The following is a 26,883-nucleotide window of genomic DNA, read 5'->3' as shown; positions in this document are numbered from 1 at the left end:
CTTCTAATTTTTTGTGGATGGCAAAGGTAAGCAATTAATTACGTGGTAAGCAAACTTGAATCGGCGAAAATAGCCAAAAGGCAGCTGATGGCGCTGCTTGAGTTGATTGAAATTTTGCTGGTAGGAAAATCGACGGTCAAAAAGTTGCTTTTTTCTGATTTCAGGAATTTTGAAGACGGGTTGCAAAAATTTTGTGCAGAGGAAGGAAAATTAACGACTATCGTTACGCGCAGTACGAAAGACTATTCTTTCAGCCACCTGGTAATTCAGCCAACCAGGGAGTTTCTTGCCGGGCTTGAAGGGTAAATCCTTAGAAATGTTTAAATTAACTTTTTGTAAAAGTTGTTCATGAATTAAGATTATTTTACATTTGTGAACTATATATATGAAATATTGAAATGTTCAGTTCACAAATAATAAAAGGGGAAATACTTTTTATCATTTATCAATCAAATAAATCGGTATTTCGGTTGAATGAAATTGCTATGCTTTCCGGAGAAACGAATTTTATTTCGCTTAATCAAAAACTGAATTATTATATACGTACCGGAAAACTGGAAAATCCGCGAAAAGGAATTTATGCCAAACCGGGATTTAATCCGGAAGAGCTGGCCTGTTCGGTTTATACACCTTCATATATCTCCCTGGAATATGTGTTGCAAAGGTCGGGCGTTATTTTTCAATACACTTCGTTCATAACATCAGTCAGTTATCTGAGCCGGGAAATTGAGATAAACGGTCAGATTTACCGGTTTCGTAAAATCAAGGACAATGTACTCGTGAATACTTCAGGAATCGTTCAAAAACCAGATTTTGTGAATATGGCCACTCCTGAAAGAGCCTTTCTGGACTTGCTTTACCTTGATCCTGGTTTTTTTTTCGATAACTTAAACCCACTGGATAAAGAAAAAATTGATAAATTATTGAGCGGATATCAGTCGAAAGCCCTGACGGAACGGGTAACCAAAATTTTTAAAAATGGTTGATGTCAACAAACATAAATTTTTTCTGGTGCAATTGCTCAAAGCCATTTATTCCGATATTGAACTGGCTGGAAGTTTAGGATTTAAGGGAGGTACCGCACTGATGTATTTTTATGATTTACCCCGTTTTTCTGTCGATTTGGATTTTAACCTCCTTCATATAGAAAAAGAAAATCTGGTTTATGAGAAGGTTAGAAACATTGTATTAAAACATGGGAAAATATTTGATGAAGCCAAAAAGTTTAATGGGCCGGTTATAGTCTTGGATTACGGAATTGGTGAGCGGAAACTGAAGATCGAAATTTCAAAGCGGGTTTTCAATGACCGTTACGAAATAAAAAATCTGCTGGGAATCAACATGAAAGTGATGGTTAAACAAGACATGTTTGCCCATAAACTATGTACACTTCTTGACAGGGAAGTTATTGCCAACCGTGATATTTTCGATAGCTGGTTTTTTATGAAAAACCAAACGCCTGTAAATAAAGAAATTGTTGAATCCAGAATGGAAATGCCATTTGAGAAATATATTCAGAAATGTATTGACAGGCTGGATAAAATTGACGACAAACGAATTTTACACGGAATGGGTGATTTGATGGAAGATGATTTAAAAAAGTTTGTCCGCACCAGGTTGCGACCAGAAACCATTGAATTGTTGAGGTTTTATCAGAAATTTCCAATTTTTGAATAAGCAGGATATGCGCATCAATCCACCACCTCATTCAAATAGCGGTGAATCATTTCGGGCTCGAAGCCGCGGTTCTGGGCAAACCGGATAATCTGCCCCATTTTTTCGTATTTGTTTTTCTTTTTCACCTTGCGGGCTTTTTCTTTCATCGTTTTGATGAGAGTTTCGTGGTACTTGTCCGTCTCAATTTTATTCAGCCCGGCCTGGATTAATTCATCCGAAAGGCCTTTCATTTTCAGGTAGTGGCGTATTTTTACCTTTCCCCATTTGTTGAATTTGAATTTATCGGAAACATAAGAACGCACATATCGCTCATCGTCGATAAACTTTTCGGCTTTCAGCTTTTCGATAATTTCATCTGCCTCATCACTGCTCAGCCCGGCAGTTGTAATTTTTTTATGAATATCGGTTGAGCACTGCTCGGAGCGGCTGCAATGGGCGGCCATTTTCTCAAATATTTCCTGTGCGGTTTTTTGTTCGGTTTCCATCGGAAAAAGGATTGATAAATTTGGCCTCAAGTTACAAAAAGTAAATAACTTTCGTAATTAATTTGTAACAGGCAAAATTAAGGTAGGATCGTTGGCTGCATTTGAATAACTATAACCACTTGCATAAATATTTCCCTGATGGTCGATAAACAAATTGCGTTGTTTTGAAAATGTAAACAGTTCTGTAAATTCTTCAAAATCTTTTGTTTTCCAGACTCCGCCTCCCGGCGCCAGCACATAATAATCGTTTCCGAATTTGTCGTATAAATGTTTAGAGGAAGTGCCATAAGCCACATGTGGTGAAAAAAACTGCTTGTATGTTTGCCCCCCATCTGTTGATTTATGCAACCGGAAACCACCCTGATTTTGGGCAATGATAGCATTCTCATCGGTAACAAACATGGTTAACGAATATTCCGGTGTATTTATCGGTTTCCAGGTTAGCCCATCATCCGATGTTTGCAGAATGTTTAAATTATGATACGAAATGGCCATGTGTGAGGTATCTGCAAACGTAAAAATACGGCCCAGTTCTTCCTGCTTCTCCAAACCGGAAATATCTTTTTGCCAGGTAATTCCATTGTCTTTGGAACAATAAATGCCGTGTTCCCACTTATTTGCCCAGATGTAGTCGTCTTTGGTGATGGTAAGTTCATAATGGTAAGGATTTTCGGGGATGGGTTTACCCAGATCATACCAGTTTTCACCCCAATCGCTTGTTTTGTATAAATTCCCATTCCATCCGGCGGCAAAAACTTCTCCTTTACTGTTTATTTCCAGTTCCTTTAGCGAAGTGCTGAACGGATAACCAATTCGTTTCCAATTTAAAAAATCATCTGTTAATACATACAGGTTTCTACCTGAAATGAGCATAGAACGTTGGTTTATGGTATCGCGCACCATGCCACCAATACCCACTAAAAATCCTTTATCAATTGTGTTCAGCTTGTCGGTAAAATAGGAAGTTGCCCGAATTTCAGTTTCTGCAGAAAACAAACCTTCCGTATCGTAAATTTTTACTTTCAAAATTTGTTCGTTCGATGTATAGCCCACTTTCCAGCGGGTTTTCATTATGCCGATTTTGTCGGAATAAACTACCGTTTGGTCCACTGTGCCTCCACCTTCAGCAACTTCTATTTCCATTGTAAATTGTCTTTCTCCGGCTGGAACGAGCGACTTAAAATCGATAATAATTCCTACGCTGTCGGGTAAATAATTTCCAGCTTCAGCAAATTGGTTTGCTCCAATAATTTGAAAACTGAATTGTTTCAGAATCTGAGTGCCTGGTGTTGGATATTGTTCACATGCGGTAAAAACCAGGATGGAAAGTATGAAGAAAAGAATTCGTTTCATTGTGAGTTAATTTTTAGTTTTGAACCACAGGAATTGCCAGTCCGAAAGAAGCCGTTACAGTACGGTTTTTGAAATTCTTAAGTTGTGTGGGAGTAGGTCCAGATGTCTCATCCTCTGAGTCATCGCCTAATTTAATAAATCCCAGTGCTGCCTGTAAAGCAGTATAGATTTTGATTTTCGGAAGAATCCGGTATTCAAATCGCAGACCGGTTATTGCGCCCAAATCATCGTTTCTGAACCAGCCTTCCACATTTTGAGCGAAATATTCCCGCTGCTTTTGATAGCCGTTTCCGTAGTTGTATTCCCGGGTTTCTTCTCCTTTTGCCATCGCATTTTGCAGCAACGAATAATACAATCCGAACTGAATATTCGTGGTGAACCGGTTTCCGAACGAAACTTCTCCCAGCAGCGGAATGGTCAGGTAACCGAGTGAAACATCCGACCGAAAATTGACTGTCTGTTCGGAGTTTTGCGTGTAATTGTAATAAACTCTTGATTGACTTGGCTTTTCAATACGGTAGCCTTTTGGTTCAATCCATGTTCCGGAAATTATTGAAAAAGAGCTGTCAACACGAATTTTCACAGAAACACCCGAATTTAAGCCCGAAAATACAGCATAATCGCTTTTTTTGTCCGGGTCTGCCGATTTTGAAAAAGAGATACCCGCGTGGGGCATAATTTCAATCCGGCGACCGGGCGCAGGGCCTTGCTGCTCTTTCACCGGTTTTGAAAACGGAGAAAATCCCACACCGAACAGCAATTCGGAAGAACCGTTTTTCCCCTTTATTCTTTCCCGATAAACCTCTTTCCCATAAGTTGTACGCCCTTCCAAAAAAATATTCCACCGGCTGTTTAACGCATAATTCAGCGATGCCGAAAGCATCCAGCCCCAATCGGTTCCGGGCGGAGAATTTTCTTCCCGAAGCTCTTCCGAATGCAGTTCTTTGTCTTTTCCGGTATATTCATCATTCATCAGAAAAGAATAGTGCGCCCCGGCACCAAAGCCAAAGCTGAGTTTTCCCGGGGTTTTCCATTCCAGCATAAGCGGCACCCGCAGAAAATGATAATCCCATTTGGCTGGTGAAGAAGGTCCTATGATACAACCGCCCGGCATAAAAGAACTGCTGCTATACGAAATATCCCACGGAACCGGATCGGCATAATAATTTGTGTAGTTCCATTTTTCCTGGTAATAAAAACTTGTAAATTCTGCGCCGGTTCGCAGGGCCAGCCAGTTGCCCAGTGAAGCTTTGGCAAAAATGCCATTAACCGGGCCGGGTTTGGCACTCCAGGTATCGTATGTCATTTCGCCCCGTATATTGGAAAAATTAATTCCGTTGACCGGCCCGAAAGTCAGTTCCTGAGCTATTGAATACTTATGAAAAATCGTTAAAAGCAGAAAAACCCAAAGGATAAATTTAAAGCGCATTTTTTTCGTTTTTAATCAAGATGCAAATATTGAACAAGAGGTTGCGTTGGGGGCATTATTTTTCAAAAAGCTTTTTTACCTGATTGAAACCAATGCGCAAACCAAGTGTTACAACAAACCCGCCGTCTGAATTTTCGTCAAAAATTTCGCTGAATTTTTCTTCGTAAAAAGGAACCGAAAGGCTGATGTAGGGTTCAGCAATTAGTTTGGGAGCCAGTTGAAGTTTGTATGTAAGTTTTAAACCGGGTACAAATCCTACCGAAGTGTACCGGTCAATCGCACTGCCGCGGTAGAGTTCCGGCGCATTCATGTATGCCAGGCCCGCGTAAAATCCCAGATTGAATCGTTGAAAGCTGTTTTTGTTGAAATATTGCCGGAGTTCAATTGCGGCCTCGGTGCCGTAAGCGGGATGAAAAAATCCGCCCAGCGGGAAAACGAAACCTGCACCACCCCAGAAATTCAATGTGTTTGACCGCGAAAAAGCCAGTTCGTAGCTGGCAATTCCTTCCAGCGAAACAACAGCGCCCATGTGGGTAACCGGAGTGTAAATGACATCGGCTTTGGATGATAAAACACAGAAAAAGAGGAAAGTTGCAAGAAGTAAAGTTTTCAGTTTTTTCATTCTTGGTTTTTCAGAAAGATGATTTGCAGGCCAAAAAGGTTGCTTTAGTTTTACAAATCATCATAAAATGTTTTTTCCTCTTTCTCTCCGGTAAAAAATTCTTCCAGTTCGGCCAGTGTGGTTTCTGTTTTGGGTACATCTTTTACCACTTCACCTTTTTCAAGAATGACGATACGGCTACACACATCGGCCACGTGGTCGAGGTCGTGGCTGGAAATGAGCAGCGTTTTTTCGCCGCTTGCTGCATATTCCTTTATCAGTTCGCGCAGTTTGTATTGCGAAGTGGGGTCAAGGTTGGCGAAAGGTTCGTCGAGAATGACCACATCGGGATTTCCCATAAAAGCGCCGGCCACGCCCACTTTTTTCTGGTTTCCTTTGGAAAGGTCGCGGATAAACTTCTTTTTCCCCAGGATTTCGTCATGAAAAAAACCGTCAAATCCTGAAAGGAAAAGTTCAATGTCATTTTTGTTCAAATTCCGGAGTTCGCCCAGAAATGTAAAATACTCATCGGGCGTGAGGTAGCCAATGGTAAAACTTTCGTCGATGTACGCGCCGGTGAAGGTTTTCCACTCTTCAAAGCGGGCCACTTCCACTTCGTTGCTGGTCACTTTTCCTTTGGTCGCACGAATCAGGTCGAGGACGAGTGAAAACAGCGTGGTTTTTCCGGCACCGTTGTTGCCTACCAACCCGAAAATTTCGCCGCGGTTGATTGTGAGTTTGGGCAAGTTCAAAACCGTTTTTTGGTTGTATGCCTTTTGTAAATCAGTTATTTGTATCATAGTTTTTTGTTTTTTAAGAATTTTTGTAAGCAGCAATCATTTTGTGTTTTTTGCGCAAATATTGTCTGGTAAAATAAGTAATGAAACGCGGGTGCAGGATAATTCCAACCAAACCGAGTCCGCCGAGAATGAAGTAGGCCGCAATTTTTCCAAAAACCAAAGCCATGATTCCGTAAACAGCCATGGGGCCAAGCAGAATGGGAAATGCGATAAGCCACTGTGTGGCACCCATTCCCTGGTAGTTGAACATGGCGCGGGTATCGAGGTCGATGGATTTTCGGCTGTTGAGGCCCAGCGCAAAAATCACCACCGAGTTCACGCCCACATTGTAAAGCATTACGGCCAAATGAATGTACAGTACTTTTGGTGAAATAAACATGTAGCCCAGCGAAAGCAGGTAAAACACCACATTGGTGGCCGCCATCAGGAAAAAAGCCGACTGCAAAACCTCTTTCATTTTTACGTTCTGAGTCATCAGTAGCGGATAGTAGCGGCTGTGCCAGGCGGGAAAAAACTGCCCGTACGACATGCTGAAAATCCCCGTCATAAACATGCCGCCAAATACCAGGATGATTTCCGGAATTTCGTTGCCGTAATCTTTGTAAAGCAGCAACCCATAAAGCAGAAACAGTACCGACATGATGGCCGAAGTACGCGGACGTTTGTTGCGCAAAATCATTTTCACCTCCAGCGACAACATTCTGCCGTATTCTCCTACCCGTGCCAACCACGAAAAATCGTGGGCCGCAGCTTGTTTTTTCTTCTTCGAAAGCTCGTCGGGGTAAAACCGGTTAAGAATGTACTGCTCATTCAGAAAATAAAGCAAAGCAGCAGTCCCCGGGAATAAAAAAACGGCAACAGGATTTTGAATTACCCAATCGAAAAAATTCCCAAAAGTTCCGGCAAAATCAACTATTCCGAAATAATTGAGGGCAAAAATCGCCACTGCCAGTATCAGAAAACCATAAAATAACCGGTCGTCTTCGTTGGTTTTCCATTTTAAAAAAATGGCCAGAAAATGGTTGATTAAAATCAAAAAGAAGAGCCCCGAAAACCATACCAGCAGACTAATGCCCGAAAGTTCTTTCACCGCCGAAGTAAACATAAAAGGCAGCACCAGGAAAAACGGCAGAATGTTGAAAAAATGGAAAACCGATTTATTCAGCATGTACCGGGCGATGCGGCGTTTTTTTACCGGAAGCACCAAAAACGGTTGAAACCCGAAGGTAGGCAGGTTTTGAATGAAAATACGTATGACCAAATCCGTCCCTGCATAAATTAGAATCATGGAATTGAATGCGGAAACAACCGACTGATCCGGAAACTTTTCAGCGAGAAACATGCTCAGACTGAAACCGAGAAATAGAAAGGATACTGAAAAATAGATGGCCAGAAAAATGAGTACTCCTTTGGCGGCCATGTTTTTCCCGAAGGAGGCCGAACGGGTAAATTCCCGCCAGGCAAAAAATGCAAAATTTCGTTTCATGTTTTTGAGTACAATACTGGTTTGATTTGAGAACTATGATTTTTTTATTGGTTCAATTTTTGGCAAATAATTACACGGCAAATTCCGGGAACGCATTTTATTTCAAAATATCTGTCAGCACCACGCCATCTTTAAACCGGTGAACTTCCCCTTCGGTATTAAAAATTTCCACAATTACCACGTAAACGCCAAGCGGTAGCCGGCTGCCGGTTTCGTCTTCACCGTTCCAGACGAATTTTCCTGTGGTTCCCAGGATCTCATTTTTGGCCAGGTGCTGTACAAAACGCCCGGCTGCATCAAAAATAGTGATGTTGGCCACGTAACCGGGTTTCGTCATTTCATACCGAACTACAAACTCATCGTTGTACCCGTCGAGGTTGGGCGAAAAAGCTTCCGGCTCAAAAATCACTTTTGGTTTTCCGGTCAATTCTCTGCCAGTCTGTGAGTTTTCGTAACCCGGTGTCCCATAACCTGCATCCGAAGAAGCCGAGTGCCAGTTGCCCGGGGCGTTGGTGGGTTCTGAAAAGGAAACCCGTTCCAGCGAAACGCCTTCCACATCGGCCAGAAACGGCGTATGCATACTTTCGTTATAGTACAATTCATCCAGAATTTCGAGGTTTTCATTCAGCAAAACCACGTAATCGTCGTCGTTGTTGAATGATGGAATTCGCGCAACCTGCTGAAAACATTCGCTGCATTCAATCTGAAAAAAGGGAAAAACAGCACTCGTATCTTTTGTAATGGCCACATAACTTTTTGGGGGAATAAGGTAGATTTTTCCAGATAAATCGTAAATCTGTTCCAGCTGAAATTCTTTGTCGCGCGACGCCAGAAACAATTTTCCGAGAGGAATCACACGGTTAGAATTATTGTAAATCTCCACATAATCTTCGCCATCGGGAAACGGATTAAACAAAATTTCATTTAAAATGATTTCGCCCGGTTCAGCCGGCGGGTAGTATTTTTCTTCGGCAGCAACCACCACTTCATCCAAAATCACTTTATCGTTGGCATAATGGTTGGAAAGGTAGCAAACAATTTGCAGCGAATTGCCCTTCAGGCCTTTGCTGACAGCCTGAACCGAGCCCCAGTTTCCGGCATTTGCGCTGTATTCTGCAAAGGGAATTTCTTCACCTTCATCCAACCGGTAAAAAGTTTTCAGGTATTTGGTTTCGGTGTTGGCGCCACTGCCCGTTTCCGAAGCGGTGAGTTCAATATCCACCTTTTCTAAACCCGAGATATCAATCCATTCTGAGCGCCACACTACTTCACCATGAATATCACGCACTTCAAACCTTCCGCCGGAAGTAGAAACCGTTTTGGCATAATCCTCAGCATCAATTAGTGTCAGTTCATTTTCATCAAATTCAAGGTTCCAGGTTGTAATGCCGGAAAAATCGGATACGATATATTTTTCTCCACTTCCCCAAATCCCTTTTCCAGGCTCGGAAAAATTTTCGCGCCAGATTTCTTGTGCTGCCAGCGAATTTCCACAACACATAAAACTGATTGTTAATATTTTCAGAATAGTACGGGTCATTTTGTTTCAATTCATTGCAAAATAGTAATTTTACGGGAATTAATTTTAACTGAAAACTGAGTTTAATTAAAAAGTTTACGTAATGAAAGTTGCAATTGTAGGAGTGAGTGGAGCAGTAGGACAAGAATTTCTCCGTGTTTTGGATGAACGGAATTTCCCGCTGGATGAACTGGTATTGTTCGGTTCGTCGAGAAGTGCCGGAAAACAGTACGAGTTCAGGGGAAAGAAACTGACCGTGAAAGAATTAAAACATAACGACGATTTTAAAGGGATTGACATTGCCCTCACATCGGCCGGTGGAGGCACATCCAAAGAGTTTGCCGAAACAATTACCAAACATGGAACCATCATGATTGACAATTCAAGCGCTTTTCGTTACGACGATGACGTGCCGCTGGTAGTTCCCGAAGTGAATGCGGAAGATTCGAGAAACCGGCCGCGCAATATCATTGCCAATCCCAACTGCTCAACCATACAAATGGTTGTGTCGCTGAAACCCATTGAAGATTTGTCGAAAATAAAACGAGTTCGCGTGGCCACCTACCAGGCCGCGAGCGGAGCCGGAGCACAGGGAATTGCCGAGCTGGAACAACAGGTGAAAGATGTTGCCGAAGGAAAAGAAACCACAGCCAACAAATTCCAGTACCAGCTTGCTATGAATCTTATTCCTCATATCGATGTTTTCCTCGATAACGATTACACCAAGGAGGAAATGAAAATGAACTGGGAAACCAAAAAAATTATGCACACCCAGGCCGAAGTGAGTGCAACTTGTGTTCGCATTCCGGTTGCCCGTGCGCACTCCGAGGCCATTTGGGTAGAAACAGAACAACCGCTTTCGGTGGAGCAGGTGAAAGACGCTTTTGAAAAAACCGAAGGCATTTCGGTTATCGATAATCCTGCAAAAAATGAATATCCAATGCCTTTATTTGTGGCTGGTAAAGATGATGTGTATGTGGGCCGCATCCGTAAAGATATTGCCGACCCGAATAACATAACTTACTGGTGTGTGGGCGATCAGATAAAAAAAGGGGCCGCATTAAATGCCGTTCAAATAGCTGAATGGCTTATAAAAGAAGGTGAAGTGAGTTAGCCAGAGCTTCATTGAAATAATTTTTAAAAAAGAAGTTGTCAGAAAAGTACTTTCCCGGCAGCTTCTTTTTTATTTTTACACAAATAAAAAACAACACTCAAATCATGGATAATATTGGTAAAGTTGAAGTGCGGCAGCTGAATATCGACGATTATGAAGAAATGCACAAATCGTTGCTGGATGCCTATCCCAACTGGCAGGAAGATTACTGGGAGAAGAAGGACATCCGGAAGTTGGTGAAAATTTTCCCGGAAGGCCAACTCGCAGTAGTTGTTGATGGAGTTGTTGTGGGGTCAGCGTTATCTATTATTGTAAAATATGAGTTGTTTGGCGACGATCATAGATATGAAGAGATTATTGGCAATTACAGCTTTAATACGCACAACCCAAAGGGAAATACACTTTACGGAATTGATGTGTTTATCCGGCCCGAATTCCGTGGAATGAGGCTGGGCCGCCGGTTGTACGATGCACGAAAAGAACTGTGCGAGCAACTGAACCTGAAGGCAATTGTTTTTGGCGGGCGCATTCCCAACTACTACAAGTATTCTTCTGAGCTGTCGCCAAAAGAGTACATCCAGAAAGTAAAATACCAGGAAATCAATGATCCGGTACTTAACTTTCAGCTTTCCAACGATTTTCACGTAAAAAAAGTCCTGAAGGGTTATATATCAGGCGATAAGGAATCGGAGGAATATGCCGTGCTGTTGCAATGGGACAATATTTATTACCAGAAAGTTTCGGACAAGACCAGCGGTTATAAATCCGTAGTGCGGCTGGGACTTGTTCAGTGGCAGATGCGGCTCTACAATAACATTGATGAACTGTTTACCCAGGTAGAATATTTTGTGGATGCAGTGGCCAGTTACAACGGCGATTTTGTTCTTTTCCCGGAGTATTTTAATGCCCCGCTGATGGCCGATTACAACCACCTGGGCTATGCCGAAGCCATCCGGAAGCTGGCCGATTATACGGATGAAATTCTGGAGCGGTTTATCAACCTGGCCATTACTTACAACATTAATATTGTAACCGGAAGTTTTCCGCTGGTGAAAGACGACAAGCTTTTCAATACCGGGTTCTTGTGCCGCCGGAACGGAACCTATGAATCATACACAAAAGTACATGTTACGCCCGATGAAATTAAAACGTGGGGACTTTCGGGCGGTGATTTGGTGGAAGTTTTTGAAACCGACTGCGGACCGGTTGGTGTGCTGATTTGTTACGACGTGGAATTTCCCGAACTGTCGAGGATTTTGGCACAGCAGGGGATGAGCATTCTTTTTGTACCCTTTCTTACCGATACGCAAAACGGCTATTCGAGAGTGAGGTACTGTGCCCGTTCGCGTGCCATTGAAAATGAATGCTACGTGGCCATTGCCGGCTGTGTGGGCAATTTGCCAAAAGTAGAAAATATGGACATTCAGTTTGCCCAGTCGGTGGTATTTACTCCAAGCGATTTTTCATTTCCGGCCAACGGAATTAAAGCAGAAGCCACACCCAATACGGAAATGATACTGGTTGCCGATGTGGATTTGGATTTACTGAAAGAGCTCCACAATTTTGGTGCAGTCCGTAATTTGAAAGACCGGCGCACCGATTTGTACTCGGTTTGCCTCAATACCGATAAAATGCCGGCAAATACTAAGCGGGTTTAGATTGCAGTCAAAAAATACTTGTCACGAAAGTTTTTGTGCAGGTTATTCTTCTTCCCAGGTTATATCGTAAAGATAATCGTTAAACGGAAAGCGTTGCGAGTGAATTTGTTTCACCTCATCGTAAATAATTTTTTTGAATTCTTCGATGTTTTGTTTCTTTTTTGCCGAAATGAAAATGGCAGGCGTATTGTTTTTTGCCATCCACGAATTTTTCCACTCCTCCAGCGTGAAGTTTTCCTTTGTTTTTGGAGTCAGGTCATCTTCATCTTTATGAATATGTTCGTAGGCATCAATTTTATTGAACGCATAAATAACGGGCTTTTCTCCTGATTCGATTTCATCCAGGGTACTGTTTACCGTATCAATTTGCTCCTCAAATCCCGGATGCGAAATATCCACTACATGCACTAAAATGTCAGCTTCGCGTACTTCGTCGAGGGTAGATTTGAACGATTCTACCAAATCATGCGGCAGTTTGCGGATAAACCCAACGGTGTCGGCCATTAAAAACGGGAGGTTAACAATTACAACTTTCCTCACGGTGGTGTCGAGCGTGGCAAAAAGTTTGTTTTCGGCAAATACATCCGATTTTGCCATCATATTCATAATGGTTGATTTGCCTACATTGGTGTAGCCTACCAAAGCCACACGTACCAGTTTGCCCCGGTTTTTACGCTGGGTGGCTTTTTGCTTGTCAATTTTTTTGAGTTGTTCTTTCAGTCGCGAAATTTTATCGAGGATAATCCGGCGGTCGGTTTCAATCTGGGTTTCCCCGGGGCCGCGTAACCCAATTCCCCCGCGTTGCCGCTCAAGGTGAGTCCACATGCGGGTGAGCCTGGGTAAAAGGTACTGATATTGCGCCAGTTCAACCTGTGTTTTGGCATGAGCTGTTTTGGCACGGCGTGCAAAAATGTCGAGAATGAGGTTGGTGCGGTCGAGTACTTTGCAGCTCAGCTTTCGTTCTACGTTCCGCAGTTGTGTTGGAGATAGCTCATCGTCGAAAATAATCGTATCAGCTTCTACTACTTTTATGTAGTTGCCAATTTCTTCTAACTTGCCGGGTCCAACAAAAGTGGCCACATTGGGCATGTCGAGTTTCTGGGTGAATCTTTTCACCACCTCGGCGCCGGCGGTATCGGCCAAAAATTCGAGTTCGTCGAGGTATTCAGTGGCCTGTTTTTCGTCCTGATCTTTATAAATCAGTCCGACAATAACCGCTTTTTCTGTTTCAGGAGTGGTTTCAATCATATATTCTGTTTCTGAAAGTATAATATGGTTGTCACCGAAAAAGTTCAGTATAAACCATAAAAAACTCCCGGCCCCGCGGGGACCAGGAGTGCAATAATATGTTTCTTCTTTTTATTGTAATACAAAGTTTATCGGAACTGTATAAGAAACGCGAACCGGTTCGCCACGTTGTTTTCCGGGTTTCCATTTCGGTAGGGTGTTTACCACACGCAGTGCTTCTTTGTCGAGCGACGGGTCAACGCCCCTTGCAATGCGGGCATCGGTTACACTACCGTCTTTGTTTACTACAAAGGTTACATACACTTTCCCCTGGATTCCGTTTTCCTGTGCAATAACCGGGTATTTAATGGAGTTGGCAATGTACTGCCTCAGGGCCATTTCTCCTCCCGGGAATTCAGGCATGTCTTCAACAATGAAGAATACTTTTGCTTCTTCTTCCTCTTCTTCTTCTTCTGTTTCAATTACGGGAGCAACATCCACAATGGTTTCATCATCTGCTTCCGTATCTTCAATTACCAGCTCGTCTTCAATTTCCACGTCATCGTCAACAATGTTGAGTACTTCAACTACTTTTGGCGGTGGTGGTGGTGGCGGTGGTTGTACTTCCTGTTCGCGGGTGATAGGGATAATTTCTTCCTCAACTTCCTGCATTTGAACCTCACCCAGCGATTCGGTTGCTTTGGGGTTGGTTTTGTACTCGAAAGCGGCAAGTACTACGCCCAGTGCAACAACAAGGCCGATCCAAAGGAAAACGTTCCTTTTGTTCTCTAAATCGGCTTTTGGTGATTTTTTTACTTCCATAGCGTTATTGTTTTTTATATTTTATTAATTTCTTTTGAAGCAACCCTAAATTGAAGGGGTTAAAGATAAAAAATAATTGGCATTTACAAATCAAATTTTTTTATATTTCAAATGCTGACAACCGGTCAGCCATGAACACTGTTCATGAAACGTACTTTGTTTTTGTTGTTTTTATTTTAAAAAGGTACAAAAACTTTACCACAATTCTATTTGAGAAAGAATTTTTTTATATTTGCAGCCGCTAAAATTATTGGGGCATTAGCTCAGTTGGCTAGAGCGTTTGACTGGCAGTCAAGAGGTCATCGGTTCGATTCCGATATGCTCCACGAATAATTTTTATATTGAATTGAAAATGAATACTTTAACGGTGTTCGTTTTTCTTTTTAGGCAACCAGATGAGAATTTGGTGTGTTTTATTCTTTTCTGGTGGTGTTTTCTTCTAATTGTTTACCTAAAGATGACATGTTCATTGGAGGTAAAATAATTGTTTTACTTCCAGAGAGAGCAGTGAGAGCAGAAATGTAACTTCTCAGATAAGGAAAAATAATTGCAGGAGCATTAACGAAGAAATAATTACTGAGATTTTCATTCTTGACAACTTCCTTAAATTCAAAGGTTCCAATTAGTTTAATTGAAATCTTGAGACCATCTTTTGATTCAATATTAACAAATAATTCAAGTTCAAAAGTTTTTTCAGATTCATTAACTAGTCCTTGTGGCTGGATGCTAATATCTATACTTTGTGCCTTCGTAGAAGGTTCAATTTTTATGCTGCTTTCCGAAAAGAAAAAGTTTTTTAATCTAAATGGTGCCTGACTTATTTGTCCGTTTTTCATGCTGCTAATGCGTAGTTGTTATATTCACAAGAGGATTCGTACTGTGAATCATTTGCCGAATTTTTTTCTTTTAAGTCTTTTTCTTTAAAAAAGTAACAAAATTCTTCAATAATTTCTGTGCCATAAAAATCTTCATCAATAACGTTTGAAATTGTTATTGTCTCTACTGAATTGGAAAAAATTCCATAAAAGGATTCAAACATGTCATCGGATAACTCAATGTCATCTTCATTAACACTGTCAAATTCAAACAACTCATTGTCAGCAAATTTGGTTACTTCTTCGTTGTTGTCGATAATTTCAACTTCGACTTCTTGTTCTTTGTAAGTGTAAAAATCTTGACCGACAAATATTTCGTCTGGAATCTTTACATCAATCCATTCATCATCAGTTAAAAAGACAAGACTTTCTGTGGGATAATTATCAATAAAATCAAATATTATATTCTCTTCAAATTCATGAAAATCTTCATTGTGCTCATACTGCTCCTTCGGCAAAACTTTAATTAAGTGCTCTTGACTAAGAGAATCATTTTTATATATGACCTTAATATTAGGAACTGAATTTAGCAGTTCTTTAAGCTTTGATGTTATATATGTTTTCGCATTTTCCTTCATCATGTATAAGTCTTATAAATTCTCTAATAACTTGCGCAAATTTCTTTGCCTGTTTTAAGTCAGATTCAAATATTTGAGTGTTGTAATAGTCTGCCTCAGTTCTTTTTCTTTTAAAATTAGTAAAAAATTTGTAGAATTGAGAAGCATTTCGAGCATTTATCTTTCTTATTTCTTTTACATAGATGTTTAAATAAAAAAGGTGTGAACCTTTTGATTTGACTTCTCTAAGTGCTTCTTCCTCTGTTAATTTGCTATATTCATAACTGTAATGAATAATTAATTGAAGACTACTATAATACGCACAATGAATAACAGGCGCTTTCAAATTCTGTTCAATTAACTTATCTATTGCGTCAAAGTTTTCGCTTGATTTTTGGATTAATTCACTCACAAAACTTCAAATTGGAGTTCACAAATATAGAATAAAATTTAAATACCTGCCATTGATATTCCAATAATTACCCCTGCAATAATTGACAGCACAAAATAAATTACCACAATAGTTTTAATATTTGCTAAATTAGATTCAATTTTACTCAATCAGGCACGAACAAAACTATCTTGTAACACTTTAAATTCAGGATGTTTTTTCAAGGAGTTGTTTTGAAAATTGGTTATAAAACAAGAAGGATGCTCAATGAGCCATCCTTATTTTTTCGCATTAAGCTCTTATTATTTTCAGTGAAAAAATACATTTTCAGAAAAACAACCCGCCCACATTCTGGTCATCGAGCATTTCGTTTCCGTAGGTAATATTGTGTCCTTTTTCAAAATCGAAAAGGGTAAGCACCCTGAGCCGGTAATAGGCCACCCAGAAACTTTGGATAGAACGAATATAATCGCGTTTTGCCTGCTCGCGTTCCTGCAGGGCGATGTTCAGATCGGTGATACTGAGTTCTCCGTTTTGGAATTTCCGGAGTGCAATCTGGTATCCGTTCTCAGCAACTTTATCAGCTTCAGTGGCTGTTCGTAACTGGTCTTGCAAAAGGCCAAACTGCTCAACCTGCACAATCACCGAGCGGTCAAACTCTTCAATATCTTTATTTACGTTGTAAATGGTGAGTTCTCTTTCCGATTCGGCCAGTTTTACAGTTGAAGCCGAACGTCCCCAGTCGAGAATGGGAATGCTTAACGAAATGCGTAACATCCGGTCGCGTTCGGGTTGGTCGTAAATGCCTGTAAATGTTTCGGCACTGTTCGATAATCCAAAGCTTCCGCGCAGGGTGGTGCTCAGGCCTGTGCTGTTTTTTGCCTGGGCCAGTTCGCGGTCGGCATTGATTAAGCGGCGCTGGTAGAGTGTTGTTTCCTGGCGGTTTTCTCTTGCTTTTTGAACCGCCTTGTCCACATCAATGTCAAAAAAGCGGATGTTCAGGGGGATTTCCAGATCGATTTCCATTGATTGTTCAAGGCCAACATATCTTTTTAGTTCAAAATCAGTATTTTTTAGGTCCATGCTGGCCTGGTTCAGGGCTTTTTGGGCATTTAACACCGAGAGTTCGATTCGTGAAAAATCATTTTCTGAAATTTGCCCCAGTTCCTTTTTCGTTTGTGAAATCCGGAGGTTATCCTTGCTGTTTTTTAAATTATTTTCGGCCAGCTTATAATTGGTCTGGACCATCAGGTAATTAAAAAAGCGGTAGGTAGTATTCAGCGCAATTTCCTCAATTTGCTGAATGTAACGTTTCTGGGCTTCGTCGTAAATCATGGGTTCAGTTTTTCGGTACCATTTCATCCAGTTGTAGGCAAACAGGGGCTGGCTAAAACCGATAACAAAAGGACTGCCTGAAAATCCGATTTCATTTTTGTTTAAGTTGCGGATTCCATGGGCTGAAGTACTTGCCCAAATATTTGTTCCCAACTGCGGGATGGACTGGCTTAGCGAGAGGTTGGCCGATGCTGCAAGATTGGAAACCTGTTTGAATTCGATACTCCCGTCGGGTTGGGTAATGGGCTGGGTAGTGTGCGTGTAGTTGGGCAAATCACCCGACAGTGTTAGCTGTGGCCTGAAACGGGTTTTAAAATTCCGGTAGCGCCAAAAATAGTTCACATTTTGGTTTTGAACGTACTTGGAAGTGGGTGAGTGGGTAAGCGCCAAATCAATTACGTCTTCTAATGTTAAACTGTCTTTGATGTTGTCAACTTGAGCGAAAACCGGGTTTGTGAAAAATATTAAACCCGTTATTATCAGTAAGTAAAACGTTTTCATTTCTCGGGTTTACTTTTGAATTTCTATTTCATCGATGTGCCTGAACGCATTCAGGCCTTCCGTTACAACTATATCTCCTTCGTTCAGTCCCGACAGAATTTCACAGTATTCGTTGCCAATAATGCCCAGGGTAAATTCTTTCTGAATGGCTTTGTCGCCTTCAACTATAAATTTTTTCTGCTTTTTACTGTCTTCAAAATCCGGGATTTTTCTGATTCTTAGTGTGTTGTTTTTTAGGCTGTTAATGATTTGGATTTGTACCTGCTGGTTGGCAATAAGTTTTGGGTGGCTGCTCTGTTGGAGATGTACATTGAACTGAACTTTATTGTTTTCTACGCGTGGTGTAATATTTCCAACAGTTCCTTCCAGTTGTTCACCGTCAACCATTACAATTACTTTGTTCCCTGTTTTTAGCTGTTTGGCATGTTGTTCTTCAACCGAACCGCTAATTTTAAATGAAGTAAGGTCAGATAAACGCACCAGCAGGTTGTCGGTTCCCACTTTTTCTCCTTCCTGGCCGTTTATGGTAAGAATTATGCCGTCAGAAGGTGCCCTGATGCTCATTTTTTCCAGCAGGCGCTCTTGCTCGTCCAGGTTTTTCTCCTGCATTCCTATTTGTAACAGGAGGCCCTGTTCTTCAGCTTCCAGCTGCTGTAACCTGATGGAATTCTTTTCAACCAAAGTTTTCAGATCTTTTTCTGCCAGCGTAATTTCCTGTTCGGTCTGGTCGAGCCGGGCGGGCGAAATACCACCCACATCAAGCAGTTGTTTCTGATCGGCCAGTTGCGATTCCAAATTGGCAATTCTTAACTTTTTAACTTCTTCGTTATATTCCAAATCGAGCCGCGTGCTTTGCGCGTTTAACCTGGTTCGTTTCAGGCTGTTTCTCCTGACTTCCAGCTGGTCTTTAATGTTTTCGATTTGATCGCTCACCGCATCGGTGTTGAGTTGCAGGATTAGATCTCCTTTTTTTACACGGCTTCCGGGCTCTGCCAAAATGGATTGAATTATGCCGGTGCCGGGGCTTAAGACCAAAACTTCATTCTCCGATTCAACAATTCCGGTAGCGTCGGTTGCCGAAATAACCTGACCGCGTTCAACAATTTGGGTGGTGAAACTGCCTGGTTTTACGGTATTGGGGACAAACAGTCGTGAGTAGTAAGCTATTGCTGCTAATGCAATAAGGGCAAATGCAACAAGCAGGAAAACTTTGATTTTTTTTTGGCTTCCCATTTTTAATTTAGTTGGTTTTGGTAAAACATAAAGGTAAAAAACTGATGGATTAATAATATTAGAGACTTGCAATTCGCGAAAGGCAAAAATAATAAAACCTTTTTTATTCCAATATCAACATCAGATGAAATGTGGCATAAAATGTTCAGGGTAAAACAGGGAAGTAATTATCTGATTTTCTCCAGGTATAGTTTTCTTATTTTTAGCAAATAATCCGCATCTATTTTGTTGGAAAGAATGCGCACAGATTCATAGAGTTTACCGTCTTTGTAAAACGAACAAGAGGCTGCATCAAATTCGTGGCCGCTCCAGTTGTATTTTACGTCCATTGTAACTTTAATGAATGCATCGTGCGGAAGGTATTTTGGTATTTCAATATACCCAAAATTATCGTCTTTTGATTCGATGTAAACACCTTCACCCAATTTTTTGAGCATCAAAAACTTTACAATTTTCACTTCAGCTTCCAGTTTTCCTTGCAGCTTTTTATTCATTAAAAAATGAATCCCCTGCTTTTGGTAGGCTTCCTGTATTTTTTCCACCAGGTCGAGTTCGGGCAGGTGCCGGACGCGAATAACATTCAGGAATTGCGAACCAATGCGCATATATCCTTTACCGGAATCAAACTCCCATTTATACTCTTTTTCGATGTTTTGCGTGGCGCGAAGCACTTCTTCCAGCGGGTATTGCCTGTCGAGCACAAGGTAGATGTACACCGGTTCCGGATTGGTAGGGGTTTCGTGATAATAACCGGGGAACTGGTTTTGGGCTTCAAAAACAAGGCTGCCGGGCAGCACTTTATCTTCAACAGCAACAATGGTAACGTGTTTGGTGAGATTAGTAAACACTTCTGATTTTTTGTTCTGTTCCATAATATGGTATCTTTGATTTTATTTTTAATAGAAACGAATGCCAAACAAAGTAGTTCACTTTAAAAGCATTGGTCCGGTAACTTTTTACCGGAACCGAAGGTCTAAAAAGTTAAAAATCAGTGTAAAACCCGATAAGTCGGTGCTGGTTTCATTTCCCTTTTTTGTATCAGAAAAAGAGGTGCTTTCTTTTCTTGAGCAAAGTGAAGCATGGATTCGAAAGCAGCAGGAGAAAGCCGGGGCAAAACAAGTTTCATTTACCGAAGGTTTTTTCATGAAAACAAAAAAGCATTCGGTTTTTTTGAAAAAAGGGCCTGTAACCGGTAAAGTAGATGTTCAAAATGATGATGTAATTATTTTCATTCAGGACTTTCAGTCGGAAAATGCGCGAATGGCAGTTGAACAAATACTCACACAAGTTTACAGGGTTGAGGCACATCTGCTGCTGCCCCCGCGTTTGAAAGAACTGGCACAAAAGCACGGGTTCAGCTATAACAATGTAACCATCCGCAACAACAAACGCAACTGGGGAAGCTGTTCGTCGCGCAACAATATCAGCCTCAACCTGCAAATGATGAAACTTCCCGACGAACTTATCGACTACATTCTGCTGCACGAGCTGGTGCATACCGAAATAAAAAACCACAGCGAAAAGTTCTGGGAGAAACTCGATCAGGCTACAGAGTGCCGGGCGCGTGAACTGGCCAGACAGGTGAAAAAATATTCGACATACACATTGTGAAAATCCAAAAAACAAAATCCAAATCTCAATTAAATTCCAATGCTCAACGTCTCAAATTCCAAATTTTCAGTGAGAATGTTTCGATAATTGAATTTTGAGATTTGAAATTTATTTGTTTTTTGGAGCTTGAATTACTGTAATTTTTTTAAAGCATGAACTGGAATCAATTACTTTCAACAAAGCGGTTAGGAATGGAAGAGTGGAAAACTTCGTCCAGACCAGAGGACAGGACGCAGTTTCAGCGCGATTACGACCGCATAATCTTTTCGTCGCCTTTCCGCAGGATGCAGAATAAAACGCAGGTTTTTCCGCTGCCCGAACATATTTTTGTGCACAACCGGCTCACGCACAGTTTAGAAGTAGCCAGTGTGGGGCGCTCGCTGGGAAATTTACTTTCAGAAAAAGTGACAGATGAAAACCCGGAAAATATACTTGCCCCGGAAGTTGGCACCATTGTTTCGGCCGCGTGCCTGGCCCACGATTTAGGCAACCCGCCATTTGGCCACTCGGGCGAATCGGCCATTTCCAACTTCTTTCAAAATGGGGCGGGGAAGGAGTTTGAAAACCAGCTTTCCCCGGGAGAATGGAGCGATTTTATCCGGTTCGACGGGAATGCCAATGCTTTGCGGCTGCTTTCCCACCAGTTTGCCGGGAAACGGCCCGGCGGTTTTGCGCTTACTTATCCCACGCTGGCCAGCATTGTAAAATACCCGTTTGAATCGCCGCTGGCTACCAAGCAGAAATTCGGCTTTTTTCAGTCGGAAAAAGATCAATTTCAAAAAATTGCCACAGAACTGCAGGTGCCGAAAAAAACAGAAGAAGAACTTTCGTTTCAGCGCTATCCGCTGGTTTACCTGGTGGAGGCCGCCGATGATATTTGTTACCAGATTATGGATTTGGAAGATGCCTTTAAACTGGGAATTCTGAAATATGAACGTGTAAAAGAATTGTTCCTGAATTTTTATGATCCTGTCCAAGACCAAAAAACGTTGCAACGAATTGAAAATACATTGCAGAAAGTAGCTGACCAAAATGAGAAGATCAGCTTTCTGCGCGCCGGTGTTATTGGCAAGCTGATTCACGAAAGCATGCGGATTTTTGAAGAAAACTACGACGCTATTTTAACCGGAAGTTTTTCGAAAAGCCTGGTGGGTTCACTGCAAAACCGGCAGGCAGCGGCCATGAAACAGGTGAAAGAAATCTCTTTTTCAGAAGTGTATGCCCACCGCACCGTGGTTGAAATTGAAATTGCCGGTTATAAAATTATCGGCACCTTGCTCGATGAGTTTGTGGGGGCAGTCATCAATCCGGAGGACAGGTACAACAAAAAAATCCTGTCGTTGCTACCTGCACAGTACCATCCGCAAAGCGACAGCCTGTACCACAAAATCCAGTCGGCCGTGGATTTCATCTCGGGAATGACCGACATTTTCGCCCTCGATTTGTACCGGAAAATTAAAGGAATCAGTTTGCCGGGGGTAATTTAAGAAGTCGCAGTTCTCAGTCGCAGTCACAATAAACGAACCTCCGGTTAACAATTTAATTTCTACTGCCTACTGTGACTGCGACTGTCAACTTATGTTATCCCTCCAGTAAATTATTCAGCAACCCGCCACGCGATTCTTTCCGGGTATTTCCTCCGGCAGGCGAAAGTTCACGAATCAGTTTTCGGATGGGCATACTTTGCAGCCACACTTTTCCGGTGCCGCGCAGGGTGGCCAGGAAAATTCCCTCGCCGCCAAAAACCATGGAACGCAAATTCCCTGCTTTCTCGATGCTGTAATCGATGGTGGGTTCAAAACCCACAATGCAGCCGGTATCCACTTTCAGTACTTCGTTGTTCAGTTCTTTTTCGATAACAGTTCCGCCGGCATGAACAAACGCATTTCCGTCGCCCTGCAACTGCTGCAAAACAAAGCCTTCGCCGCCAAAAAAGCCCGCGCCCAGTTTCTTACTGAAAGTGATGGAAATTTTTGTGCCCAGTGCAGCACACAAAAAGGCATCACGTTGCACAATTATGTTTCCACCGAAAGCAGCCAGGTTAAGCGGGATGATGGTTCCGGGATAAGGTGCTGCAAAAGCCACATGCTTTTTGCCAAAACCCTGGTTGGTAAAATGGGTGAGGAACAGCGACTCGCCTGTAATCAACCGCGAACCGGCTGAAAGGATTTTATCGAAAAAACCGGCTTGCGGGTTGGAACCGTCGCCCATGCGGGCGGTATATTCAATTTCATCGTCCATGTAAAGCATAGCGCCGGCTTCGGCAATTACCGTTTCGCCCGGATCGAGCTCCACTTCTACCAGCTGCACATCGTGGCCCAGAATTTTATAATCAATTTCGTGCGATTGCATAATTTTATGTTTTATATTTTGCGGAGCTAAAGTTATAATTTTTGTTTTTATTCCGGTAAGGAAAATAAATGCAGATTTTTTCCGACCTTTGCAAAAATTTGAAAGTCAATATGAACAGGAATCAGGGAAAAGGACGCAGGGATGCGTCGGACAACAGGAGAAAGGGTAAAAATGAAAGATCGTTAGGAAAAGAGCGAGCTTCAGGGAAAAAAGTAATCAGGCTGAAAAAAAGGCCGGAAGGGGTTAAACCCAAAACAGGGAAACTGCCACGGAGCAGGCCCGAAAGGACAGCCACCACCGGAGAAATGCGCCTGAACCGATTTATTGCCAACTCAGGCGTTTGCTCGAGGCGCGAGGCCGATAAATACATTGCAGCAGGGCTGGTAACCGTTAACGGCGAACCGGTTACCGAAATGGGGGTGAAGGTGAAAATGTCCGACGATGTGCGGTTTGACGGGCGCAGGCTGAATGCCGAAAAAAAGGTTTACGTCTTGCTCAACAAACCGAAAGATTTTATGACCACCACCCAGGATCCGCATGCCGACCGCACGGTGATGGATTTGGTGAAAGATGCCTGCGACGAACGTATTTACCCGGTGGGCCGCCTCGACCGCAACACAACCGGCGTTTTGCTGCTGACCAACGACGGCGAGCTTTCCGACAAACTGACCCACCCGAGCCACAAAGTGAAAAAAATATACCAGGTAACGCTCAATAAACCGGTGACCAAAAACGACGTGCTCCAGATTGCCGATGGCGTTGAGCTGGAAGACGGTAAAATTGCCGCCGATGCCGTCAGTTTTATCGATCCGGCCGACAAAACCGAGATCGGCCTTGAAATCCATTCGGGGCGCAACCGGATTGTGCGCCGTATATTCGAGCACCTGGGGTACAAAGTGAAAAAACTCGACCGTGTATATTTTGCCGGCCTCACCAAAAAAAATCTGCCGCGCGGCAGGTGGCGTATCCTTTCAAAAAAAGAGGTGCAATTTTTAAAAATGAAATAGTCCGGTTTCATTCCATCTAAATTCGAATTTTAAATGTAATTTTTTAGCTATCCTTTTACTAATAGTTCAGTTTTGGAGAAGGAATTTTTGCAAATAATTCAGAAGAACCAGGGTATCATTTACAAAGTGTGCAGCCTGTATTGCGATTCTCAGGACGACAGAGATGATCTGTTCCAGGAAATCGTGGCGCAGTTGTGGAAATCGTATCCCTCGTTTCGGAAAGAATCGAAGGTAACAACATGGATGTACCGAGTGGCGCTGAATACGGCTATCACTTCGTTCAAAAAAAGTAAACGCCGGCCCGATCAAAGCCGCTTGTCGTCCCAGAATTTTCAGATTGCGGATGAGAATTACGATACCGAAACCGAAGAAAGTATTAAACTTTTGCACAAGGCTGTAAAACAACTGAGCGGAATTGAAAAATCGATAATCCTGTTGTTTCTGGAAAATAAAAAGTACGAAGAAATTGCGGAGATTACTGGCATTACACAAAACTATGTGCGGGTGAAAATGAACCGCATTAAAAAGAAACTAAAAAAACTGATGGTTAAAGAAGAGGATTGATTATGGAACTGAATGACTTAAAAAAGGCCTGGCAAAAAATGAGTTCCAAAGAGGAACTTAACGAAAGCCAGATCGAAGAGATGCTCCGTAAGCATACCAGTAATCTGATCGAACGAATCGACCGAAATATTAAAATTGGATTCGGAATACTTTTTATCCTGATCGCCCTTTTTATTTTAGACGACTTTTTCTTTTCGCCCATGTTACTGGAGAGCATGGGAAGCGACTTTGAAATACCCCTGTGGCTTAACTTCCTGAGCATTTTCACCAATGCATTAATTTTTGTAACATTCATCTATTTTGTGGTGAAATATTACCGGGTGAAGAAAAGCTGCGATATTAGCTGCAACCTCCGCGAAACGCTCGTGAAAATAATTAAAACCCTCAAAATTTATCAACGGTTGTTTTTCCTGGCGCTTATTTTCCTGTCGGCAGCCATGACGGTTTCTTTTATAACCGGTTTGTACAACGGAATGGAAGAGAGTGCCGCCGACAACGGTGTCCTCATGTCCGATATTCCGCTGCCAATGCTACTGCTTACCATCCTGGTGGGATTTGTGGTTTTGGTACTGATGGTAGGCGGAATATTCCTGCTCATGCGCTGGGGATTTCGCCGCCTTTACGGAAATTACATTCATAAACTGAAAAATACGCTAAACGAACTCGACGAGATTATTTAATTGCCTGTTCAATTCCTGAATTTCGGGGAAGGTTGTTAATTTTGTTTCCTTAAACTAAAATGGAACAAAAATGGCGTTAATAAAATCAATTTCCGGGATCAGAGGTACAATTGGCGGCAAACCCGGCGAAGGTCTCAGTCCGCTCGACGTGGTGAAATTCACTGCTGCCTATGCCACCTGGGCCAAACAAAACTCAAACAATCAAAAAATAAAAGTAGTTGTAGGCCGCGATGCACGCATTTCAGGCGAAATGGTAAGTGCGCTTGTTGTGGCCACTTTAACCGGTATGGGCTGCAATGTGGTAAATATCGGGCTGGCCACAACACCCACTACCGAAATTGCTGTTACCGAAGAAAATGCCGATGGCGGACTGATTCTTACGGCGAGCCACAATCCGAAACAGTGGAACGCCCTGAAACTGCTGAACTCAAAAGGCGAATTTTTGAATGCCGAAGAAGGCGTTCAAATTCTTGAATATGCCGAAGCAGAAAATTTTGAATTTGCCGAAGTGGATGATTTGGGAGAAGTTTCTGAAAAAGATTACACGCAAATCCATGTTCAGAAAGTGCTGGACTTGGAGTTGGTAGATGTGGAAGCCATTCAAAAAGCCGGTTTCTCCGTGGCTGTGGATGCCGTGAATTCGGTGGGTGGAATTGCCATGCCGGCGCTTTTCAGTGCACTCGGAATAAAAAACGTAGTGGAAATCAATTGCGAAACCACCGGCCATTTTGCACACACACCCGAACCTATTCCGGAGAACCTGAAAGAAACTTCATCGATAATTGGCAAAAGCAATGTGGATGTGGGATTTGTAGTCGATCCGGATGTGGACCGGCTGGTGATTATTAATGAAGATGGCAGCATGTTCAGCGAAGAATACACGCTGGCCGCCGTAAGCGATTACGTGTTGAGCCAGACTCCCGGCAGCACAGTTTCCAATCTTTCATCGAGCCGCGTGCTGCGCGATGTAACCGAAAAGCACGGGAAAACTTACACTGCATCTGCAGTTGGCGAAGTAAATGTGGTGGCCAAAATGAAAGAAACAAACGCTGTGATTGGCGGCGAAGGAAATGGCGGCGTTATTTATCCGGCCAGTCACTACGGACGCGATGCGCTGGTTGGTGCTGCTTTGTTTCTCACGCACCTCGCCAAATCGGGGATGAAATGTTCAGAACTGCGGAAAACCTACCCTGACTATTTCATGTCGAAAAATAAAATTGAACTCACACCTGAAATTGATGTGGATGTTATTTTGCTAAAAATGAAAGAGAAATACAGCCACGAAAAGGTAAACGACATCGACGGGGTGAAAATTGATTTTGAAAATTCGTGGGTGCATTTGCGCAAATCGAATACCGAACCGATTATCCGCATTTATTCCGAAGCAAGATCGGTTGAGGAAACGGAGAAGTTGGCGCAAAAAATGATTGAAGAAATCAAATCGATCGTTTAGCCCGGATTATTCACAAATAATCCCTATCTCGCGATAGCGACTAAGATTCAGTAAAACTTTTTTTAAAAGTTCAACTTCATCTAAGTCGGGATTAACCTGAACTTTATTCATATTTTTAAAATTTATGAATAGTTCAGTCTCTCCAAAAGTGGC

General features: G+C 42.2%; 27 protein-coding genes and 1 tRNA gene. 12 read left to right on the top strand and 16 right to left on the bottom strand.

The window, feature by feature from the left end; translation table 11 throughout:
- Nucleotides 1-42 precede the first annotated feature (42 nt).
- The 3 genes from BUC07_RS14215 (at nucleotide 43) to BUC07_RS14205 (ending at nucleotide 1,677) form a co-directional block, all read left to right on the top strand.
- On the top strand, nucleotides 43-306 hold the full coding sequence (locus tag BUC07_RS14215) for a hypothetical protein (protein ID WP_073170793.1): 264 nt from the start codon (nucleotides 43-45) through the stop codon (nucleotides 304-306).
- A gap of 92 nt (nucleotides 307-398) precedes the next feature.
- Nucleotides 399-986, top strand: a complete 588-nt coding sequence (locus BUC07_RS14210) for a type IV toxin-antitoxin system AbiEi family antitoxin domain-containing protein (RefSeq protein ID WP_073170790.1) — start codon at nucleotides 399-401, stop codon at nucleotides 984-986.
- Nucleotides 979-1,677, top strand: coding sequence for a nucleotidyl transferase AbiEii/AbiGii toxin family protein (locus BUC07_RS14205; RefSeq protein WP_073170787.1), 699 nt, complete (start codon nucleotides 979-981; stop codon nucleotides 1,675-1,677). Before BUC07_RS14210 ends, BUC07_RS14205 begins: the two co-directional genes overlap by 8 nt.
- Nucleotides 1,678-1,691: 14 nt before the next feature.
- On the opposite strand, the gene BUC07_RS14200 is transcribed toward BUC07_RS14205, so the two are convergent.
- The 7 genes from BUC07_RS14200 to BUC07_RS14170 all read right to left on the bottom strand — a co-directional run bounded on the left by BUC07_RS14200 (nucleotide 1,692) and on the right by BUC07_RS14170 (nucleotide 9,371).
- Nucleotides 1,692-2,162 (bottom strand): regulatory protein RecX, encoded by a 471-nt coding sequence (locus tag BUC07_RS14200; RefSeq protein ID WP_073170785.1) that lies wholly within the window; start codon nucleotides 2,160-2,162, stop codon nucleotides 1,692-1,694.
- A 57-nt stretch (nucleotides 2,163-2,219) separates the two neighbouring features.
- A complete protein-coding gene (locus BUC07_RS14195) occupies nucleotides 2,220-3,515 on the bottom strand; it encodes a sialidase family protein (protein WP_073170782.1) in 1,296 nt (431 codons plus the stop codon).
- A 13-nt stretch (nucleotides 3,516-3,528) separates the two neighbouring features.
- Entirely contained in the window at nucleotides 3,529-4,944 is a 1,416-nt protein-coding gene (locus BUC07_RS14190; RefSeq protein WP_073170779.1) for an outer membrane beta-barrel protein, read from the bottom strand.
- A gap of 55 nt (nucleotides 4,945-4,999) precedes the next feature.
- A complete protein-coding gene (locus BUC07_RS14185) occupies nucleotides 5,000-5,566 on the bottom strand; it encodes a hypothetical protein (RefSeq protein WP_073170776.1) in 567 nt (188 codons plus the stop codon).
- Nucleotides 5,567-5,616: 50 nt separating this feature from the next.
- Nucleotides 5,617-6,345, bottom strand: a complete 729-nt coding sequence (locus tag BUC07_RS14180) for an ABC transporter ATP-binding protein (protein WP_073170944.1) — start codon at nucleotides 6,343-6,345, stop codon at nucleotides 5,617-5,619.
- Nucleotides 6,346-6,358: 13 nt separating this feature from the next.
- Nucleotides 6,359-7,831, bottom strand: coding sequence for a DUF5687 family protein (locus tag BUC07_RS14175; protein ID WP_073170773.1), 1,473 nt, complete (start codon nucleotides 7,829-7,831; stop codon nucleotides 6,359-6,361).
- A gap of 97 nt (nucleotides 7,832-7,928) precedes the next feature.
- The gene (locus BUC07_RS14170) at nucleotides 7,929-9,371 is read right to left on the bottom strand and encodes a T9SS type B sorting domain-containing protein (RefSeq protein WP_073170771.1); all 1,443 of its coding nucleotides are present in this window, start codon (nucleotides 9,369-9,371) and stop codon (nucleotides 7,929-7,931) included.
- An 82-nt stretch (nucleotides 9,372-9,453) separates the two neighbouring features.
- Between BUC07_RS14170 and BUC07_RS14165 the strand changes: the two genes are divergently transcribed.
- Complete coding sequence (locus tag BUC07_RS14165; RefSeq protein ID WP_073170768.1) at nucleotides 9,454-10,464, top strand: aspartate-semialdehyde dehydrogenase; 1,011 nt, start codon at nucleotides 9,454-9,456, stop codon at nucleotides 10,462-10,464.
- 104 nt (nucleotides 10,465-10,568) lie between these two features.
- Nucleotides 10,569-12,122, top strand: coding sequence for a bifunctional GNAT family N-acetyltransferase/carbon-nitrogen hydrolase family protein (locus BUC07_RS14160; RefSeq protein ID WP_175552538.1), 1,554 nt, complete (start codon nucleotides 10,569-10,571; stop codon nucleotides 12,120-12,122).
- Between the two features lie 42 nt (nucleotides 12,123-12,164).
- Here the strand turns inward: BUC07_RS14160 and hflX are convergent, their stop codons facing one another.
- Nucleotides 12,165-13,370 (bottom strand): GTPase HflX, encoded by a 1,206-nt coding sequence (gene hflX, locus BUC07_RS14155; RefSeq protein ID WP_073170765.1) that lies wholly within the window; start codon nucleotides 13,368-13,370, stop codon nucleotides 12,165-12,167.
- A 111-nt stretch (nucleotides 13,371-13,481) separates the two neighbouring features.
- Nucleotides 13,482-14,171 (bottom strand): energy transducer TonB, encoded by a 690-nt coding sequence (locus BUC07_RS14150; RefSeq protein WP_073170762.1) that lies wholly within the window; start codon nucleotides 14,169-14,171, stop codon nucleotides 13,482-13,484.
- Nucleotides 14,172-14,423: 252 nt separating this feature from the next.
- Between BUC07_RS14150 and BUC07_RS14140 the strand changes: the two genes are divergently transcribed.
- A tRNA-Ala gene (locus BUC07_RS14140) sits at nucleotides 14,424-14,497 on the top strand.
- 87 nt (nucleotides 14,498-14,584) lie between these two features.
- Here the strand turns inward: BUC07_RS14140 and BUC07_RS14135 are convergent.
- The 6 genes from BUC07_RS14135 to BUC07_RS14110 form a co-directional block, all read right to left on the bottom strand.
- Nucleotides 14,585-15,007 (bottom strand): protein-export chaperone SecB, encoded by a 423-nt coding sequence (locus BUC07_RS14135; protein ID WP_073170756.1) that lies wholly within the window; start codon nucleotides 15,005-15,007, stop codon nucleotides 14,585-14,587.
- Nucleotides 15,004-15,627 (bottom strand): hypothetical protein, encoded by a 624-nt coding sequence (locus BUC07_RS14130; protein ID WP_139279596.1) that lies wholly within the window; start codon nucleotides 15,625-15,627, stop codon nucleotides 15,004-15,006. Before BUC07_RS14130 ends, BUC07_RS14135 begins: the two co-directional genes overlap by 4 nt.
- Nucleotides 15,584-16,015, bottom strand: coding sequence for a hypothetical protein (locus tag BUC07_RS14125; protein ID WP_073170751.1), 432 nt, complete (start codon nucleotides 16,013-16,015; stop codon nucleotides 15,584-15,586). Before BUC07_RS14125 ends, BUC07_RS14130 begins: the two co-directional genes overlap by 44 nt.
- Before the next feature lie 306 nt (nucleotides 16,016-16,321).
- Entirely contained in the window at nucleotides 16,322-17,830 is a 1,509-nt protein-coding gene (locus BUC07_RS14120; protein ID WP_073170748.1) for a TolC family protein, read from the bottom strand.
- Between the two features lie 9 nt (nucleotides 17,831-17,839).
- Nucleotides 17,840-19,063, bottom strand: coding sequence for an efflux RND transporter periplasmic adaptor subunit (locus BUC07_RS14115; RefSeq protein WP_073170745.1), 1,224 nt, complete (start codon nucleotides 19,061-19,063; stop codon nucleotides 17,840-17,842).
- Between the two features lie 167 nt (nucleotides 19,064-19,230).
- Nucleotides 19,231-19,935 carry a hypothetical protein gene (locus BUC07_RS14110; RefSeq protein WP_073170742.1) on the bottom strand — a complete coding sequence of 235 codons (705 nt, stop codon included), beginning with the start codon at nucleotides 19,933-19,935 and terminating at the stop codon, nucleotides 19,231-19,233.
- A 37-nt stretch (nucleotides 19,936-19,972) separates the two neighbouring features.
- Between BUC07_RS14110 and BUC07_RS14105 the strand changes: the two genes are divergently transcribed.
- Together BUC07_RS14105 and BUC07_RS14100 are read left to right on the top strand one after the other, a co-directional pair.
- Complete coding sequence (locus tag BUC07_RS14105; protein WP_073170740.1) at nucleotides 19,973-20,674, top strand: M48 family metallopeptidase; 702 nt, start codon at nucleotides 19,973-19,975, stop codon at nucleotides 20,672-20,674.
- A gap of 152 nt (nucleotides 20,675-20,826) precedes the next feature.
- Nucleotides 20,827-22,161 (top strand): deoxyguanosinetriphosphate triphosphohydrolase, encoded by a 1,335-nt coding sequence (locus BUC07_RS14100; protein WP_073170737.1) that lies wholly within the window; start codon nucleotides 20,827-20,829, stop codon nucleotides 22,159-22,161.
- Nucleotides 22,162-22,255: 94 nt separating this feature from the next.
- Here the strand turns inward: BUC07_RS14100 and BUC07_RS14095 are convergent, their stop codons facing one another.
- Nucleotides 22,256-23,026: a TIGR00266 family protein gene (locus BUC07_RS14095; RefSeq protein ID WP_073170734.1), complete on the bottom strand. Its 771-nt coding sequence runs from the start codon at nucleotides 23,024-23,026 to the stop codon at nucleotides 22,256-22,258.
- A gap of 110 nt (nucleotides 23,027-23,136) precedes the next feature.
- Here BUC07_RS14095 and BUC07_RS14090 point away from each other — a divergent pair, with 110 nt between their 5' ends.
- The 4 genes from BUC07_RS14090 (at nucleotide 23,137) to glmM (ending at nucleotide 26,730) form a co-directional block, all read left to right on the top strand.
- Complete coding sequence (locus BUC07_RS14090; protein WP_217652707.1) at nucleotides 23,137-24,033, top strand: pseudouridine synthase; 897 nt, start codon at nucleotides 23,137-23,139, stop codon at nucleotides 24,031-24,033.
- A gap of 72 nt (nucleotides 24,034-24,105) precedes the next feature.
- Nucleotides 24,106-24,597, top strand: a complete 492-nt coding sequence (locus BUC07_RS14085) for an RNA polymerase sigma factor (protein WP_073170731.1) — start codon at nucleotides 24,106-24,108, stop codon at nucleotides 24,595-24,597.
- 38 nt (nucleotides 24,598-24,635) lie between these two features.
- Nucleotides 24,636-25,277, top strand: a complete 642-nt coding sequence (locus BUC07_RS14080) for a hypothetical protein (RefSeq protein WP_139279595.1) — start codon at nucleotides 24,636-24,638, stop codon at nucleotides 25,275-25,277.
- A gap of 70 nt (nucleotides 25,278-25,347) precedes the next feature.
- Nucleotides 25,348-26,730: a phosphoglucosamine mutase gene (gene glmM, locus BUC07_RS14075; protein WP_073170725.1), complete on the top strand. Its 1,383-nt coding sequence runs from the start codon at nucleotides 25,348-25,350 to the stop codon at nucleotides 26,728-26,730.
- The last annotated feature ends 153 nt before the right edge of the window (nucleotides 26,731-26,883 follow it).

The organism is Tangfeifania diversioriginum, from assembly GCF_900141875.1.
Lineage (GTDB): Bacteria > Bacteroidota > Bacteroidia > Bacteroidales > Prolixibacteraceae > Tangfeifania > Tangfeifania diversioriginum.
This window is presented reverse-complemented; position numbering and strand designations above follow the sequence as displayed.

Coding starts and splice junctions, on each gene's coding strand:
- BUC07_RS14210 (WP_073170790.1), top strand. CDS start 399: ATGTTCAGTTCACAAATAATAAAAGGGGAAATACTTTTTATCATTTAT.
- BUC07_RS14205 (WP_073170787.1), top strand. CDS start 979: ATGGTTGATGTCAACAAACATAAATTTTTTCTGGTGCAATTGCTCAAA.
- BUC07_RS14200 (WP_073170785.1), bottom strand. CDS start 2,162: ATGGAAACCGAACAAAAAACCGCACAGGAAATATTTGAGAAAATGGCC.
- BUC07_RS14195 (WP_073170782.1), bottom strand. CDS start 3,515: ATGAAACGAATTCTTTTCTTCATACTTTCCATCCTGGTTTTTACCGCA.
- BUC07_RS14190 (WP_073170779.1), bottom strand. CDS start 4,944: ATGCGCTTTAAATTTATCCTTTGGGTTTTTCTGCTTTTAACGATTTTT.
- BUC07_RS14185 (WP_073170776.1), bottom strand. CDS start 5,566: ATGAAAAAACTGAAAACTTTACTTCTTGCAACTTTCCTCTTTTTCTGT.
- BUC07_RS14180 (WP_073170944.1), bottom strand. CDS start 6,345: ATGATACAAATAACTGATTTACAAAAGGCATACAACCAAAAAACGGTT.
- BUC07_RS14175 (WP_073170773.1), bottom strand. CDS start 7,831: ATGAAACGAAATTTTGCATTTTTTGCCTGGCGGGAATTTACCCGTTCG.
- BUC07_RS14170 (WP_073170771.1), bottom strand. CDS start 9,371: ATGACCCGTACTATTCTGAAAATATTAACAATCAGTTTTATGTGTTGT.
- BUC07_RS14165 (WP_073170768.1), top strand. CDS start 9,454: ATGAAAGTTGCAATTGTAGGAGTGAGTGGAGCAGTAGGACAAGAATTT.
- BUC07_RS14160 (WP_175552538.1), top strand. CDS start 10,569: ATGGATAATATTGGTAAAGTTGAAGTGCGGCAGCTGAATATCGACGAT.
- hflX (WP_073170765.1), bottom strand. CDS start 13,370: ATGATTGAAACCACTCCTGAAACAGAAAAAGCGGTTATTGTCGGACTG.
- BUC07_RS14150 (WP_073170762.1), bottom strand. CDS start 14,171: ATGGAAGTAAAAAAATCACCAAAAGCCGATTTAGAGAACAAAAGGAAC.
- BUC07_RS14135 (WP_073170756.1), bottom strand. CDS start 15,007: ATGAAAAACGGACAAATAAGTCAGGCACCATTTAGATTAAAAAACTTT.
- BUC07_RS14130 (WP_139279596.1), bottom strand. CDS start 15,627: ATGATGAAGGAAAATGCGAAAACATATATAACATCAAAGCTTAAAGAA.
- BUC07_RS14120 (WP_073170748.1), bottom strand. CDS start 17,830: ATGAAAACGTTTTACTTACTGATAATAACGGGTTTAATATTTTTCACA.
- BUC07_RS14115 (WP_073170745.1), bottom strand. CDS start 19,063: ATGGGAAGCCAAAAAAAAATCAAAGTTTTCCTGCTTGTTGCATTTGCC.
- BUC07_RS14110 (WP_073170742.1), bottom strand. CDS start 19,935: ATGGAACAGAACAAAAAATCAGAAGTGTTTACTAATCTCACCAAACAC.
- BUC07_RS14105 (WP_073170740.1), top strand. CDS start 19,973: ATGCCAAACAAAGTAGTTCACTTTAAAAGCATTGGTCCGGTAACTTTT.
- BUC07_RS14100 (WP_073170737.1), top strand. CDS start 20,827: ATGAACTGGAATCAATTACTTTCAACAAAGCGGTTAGGAATGGAAGAG.
- BUC07_RS14095 (WP_073170734.1), bottom strand. CDS start 23,026: ATGCAATCGCACGAAATTGATTATAAAATTCTGGGCCACGATGTGCAG.
- BUC07_RS14090 (WP_217652707.1), top strand. CDS start 23,137: ATGAACAGGAATCAGGGAAAAGGACGCAGGGATGCGTCGGACAACAGG.
- BUC07_RS14080 (WP_139279595.1), top strand. CDS start 24,636: ATGAGTTCCAAAGAGGAACTTAACGAAAGCCAGATCGAAGAGATGCTC.
- glmM (WP_073170725.1), top strand. CDS start 25,348: ATGGCGTTAATAAAATCAATTTCCGGGATCAGAGGTACAATTGGCGGC.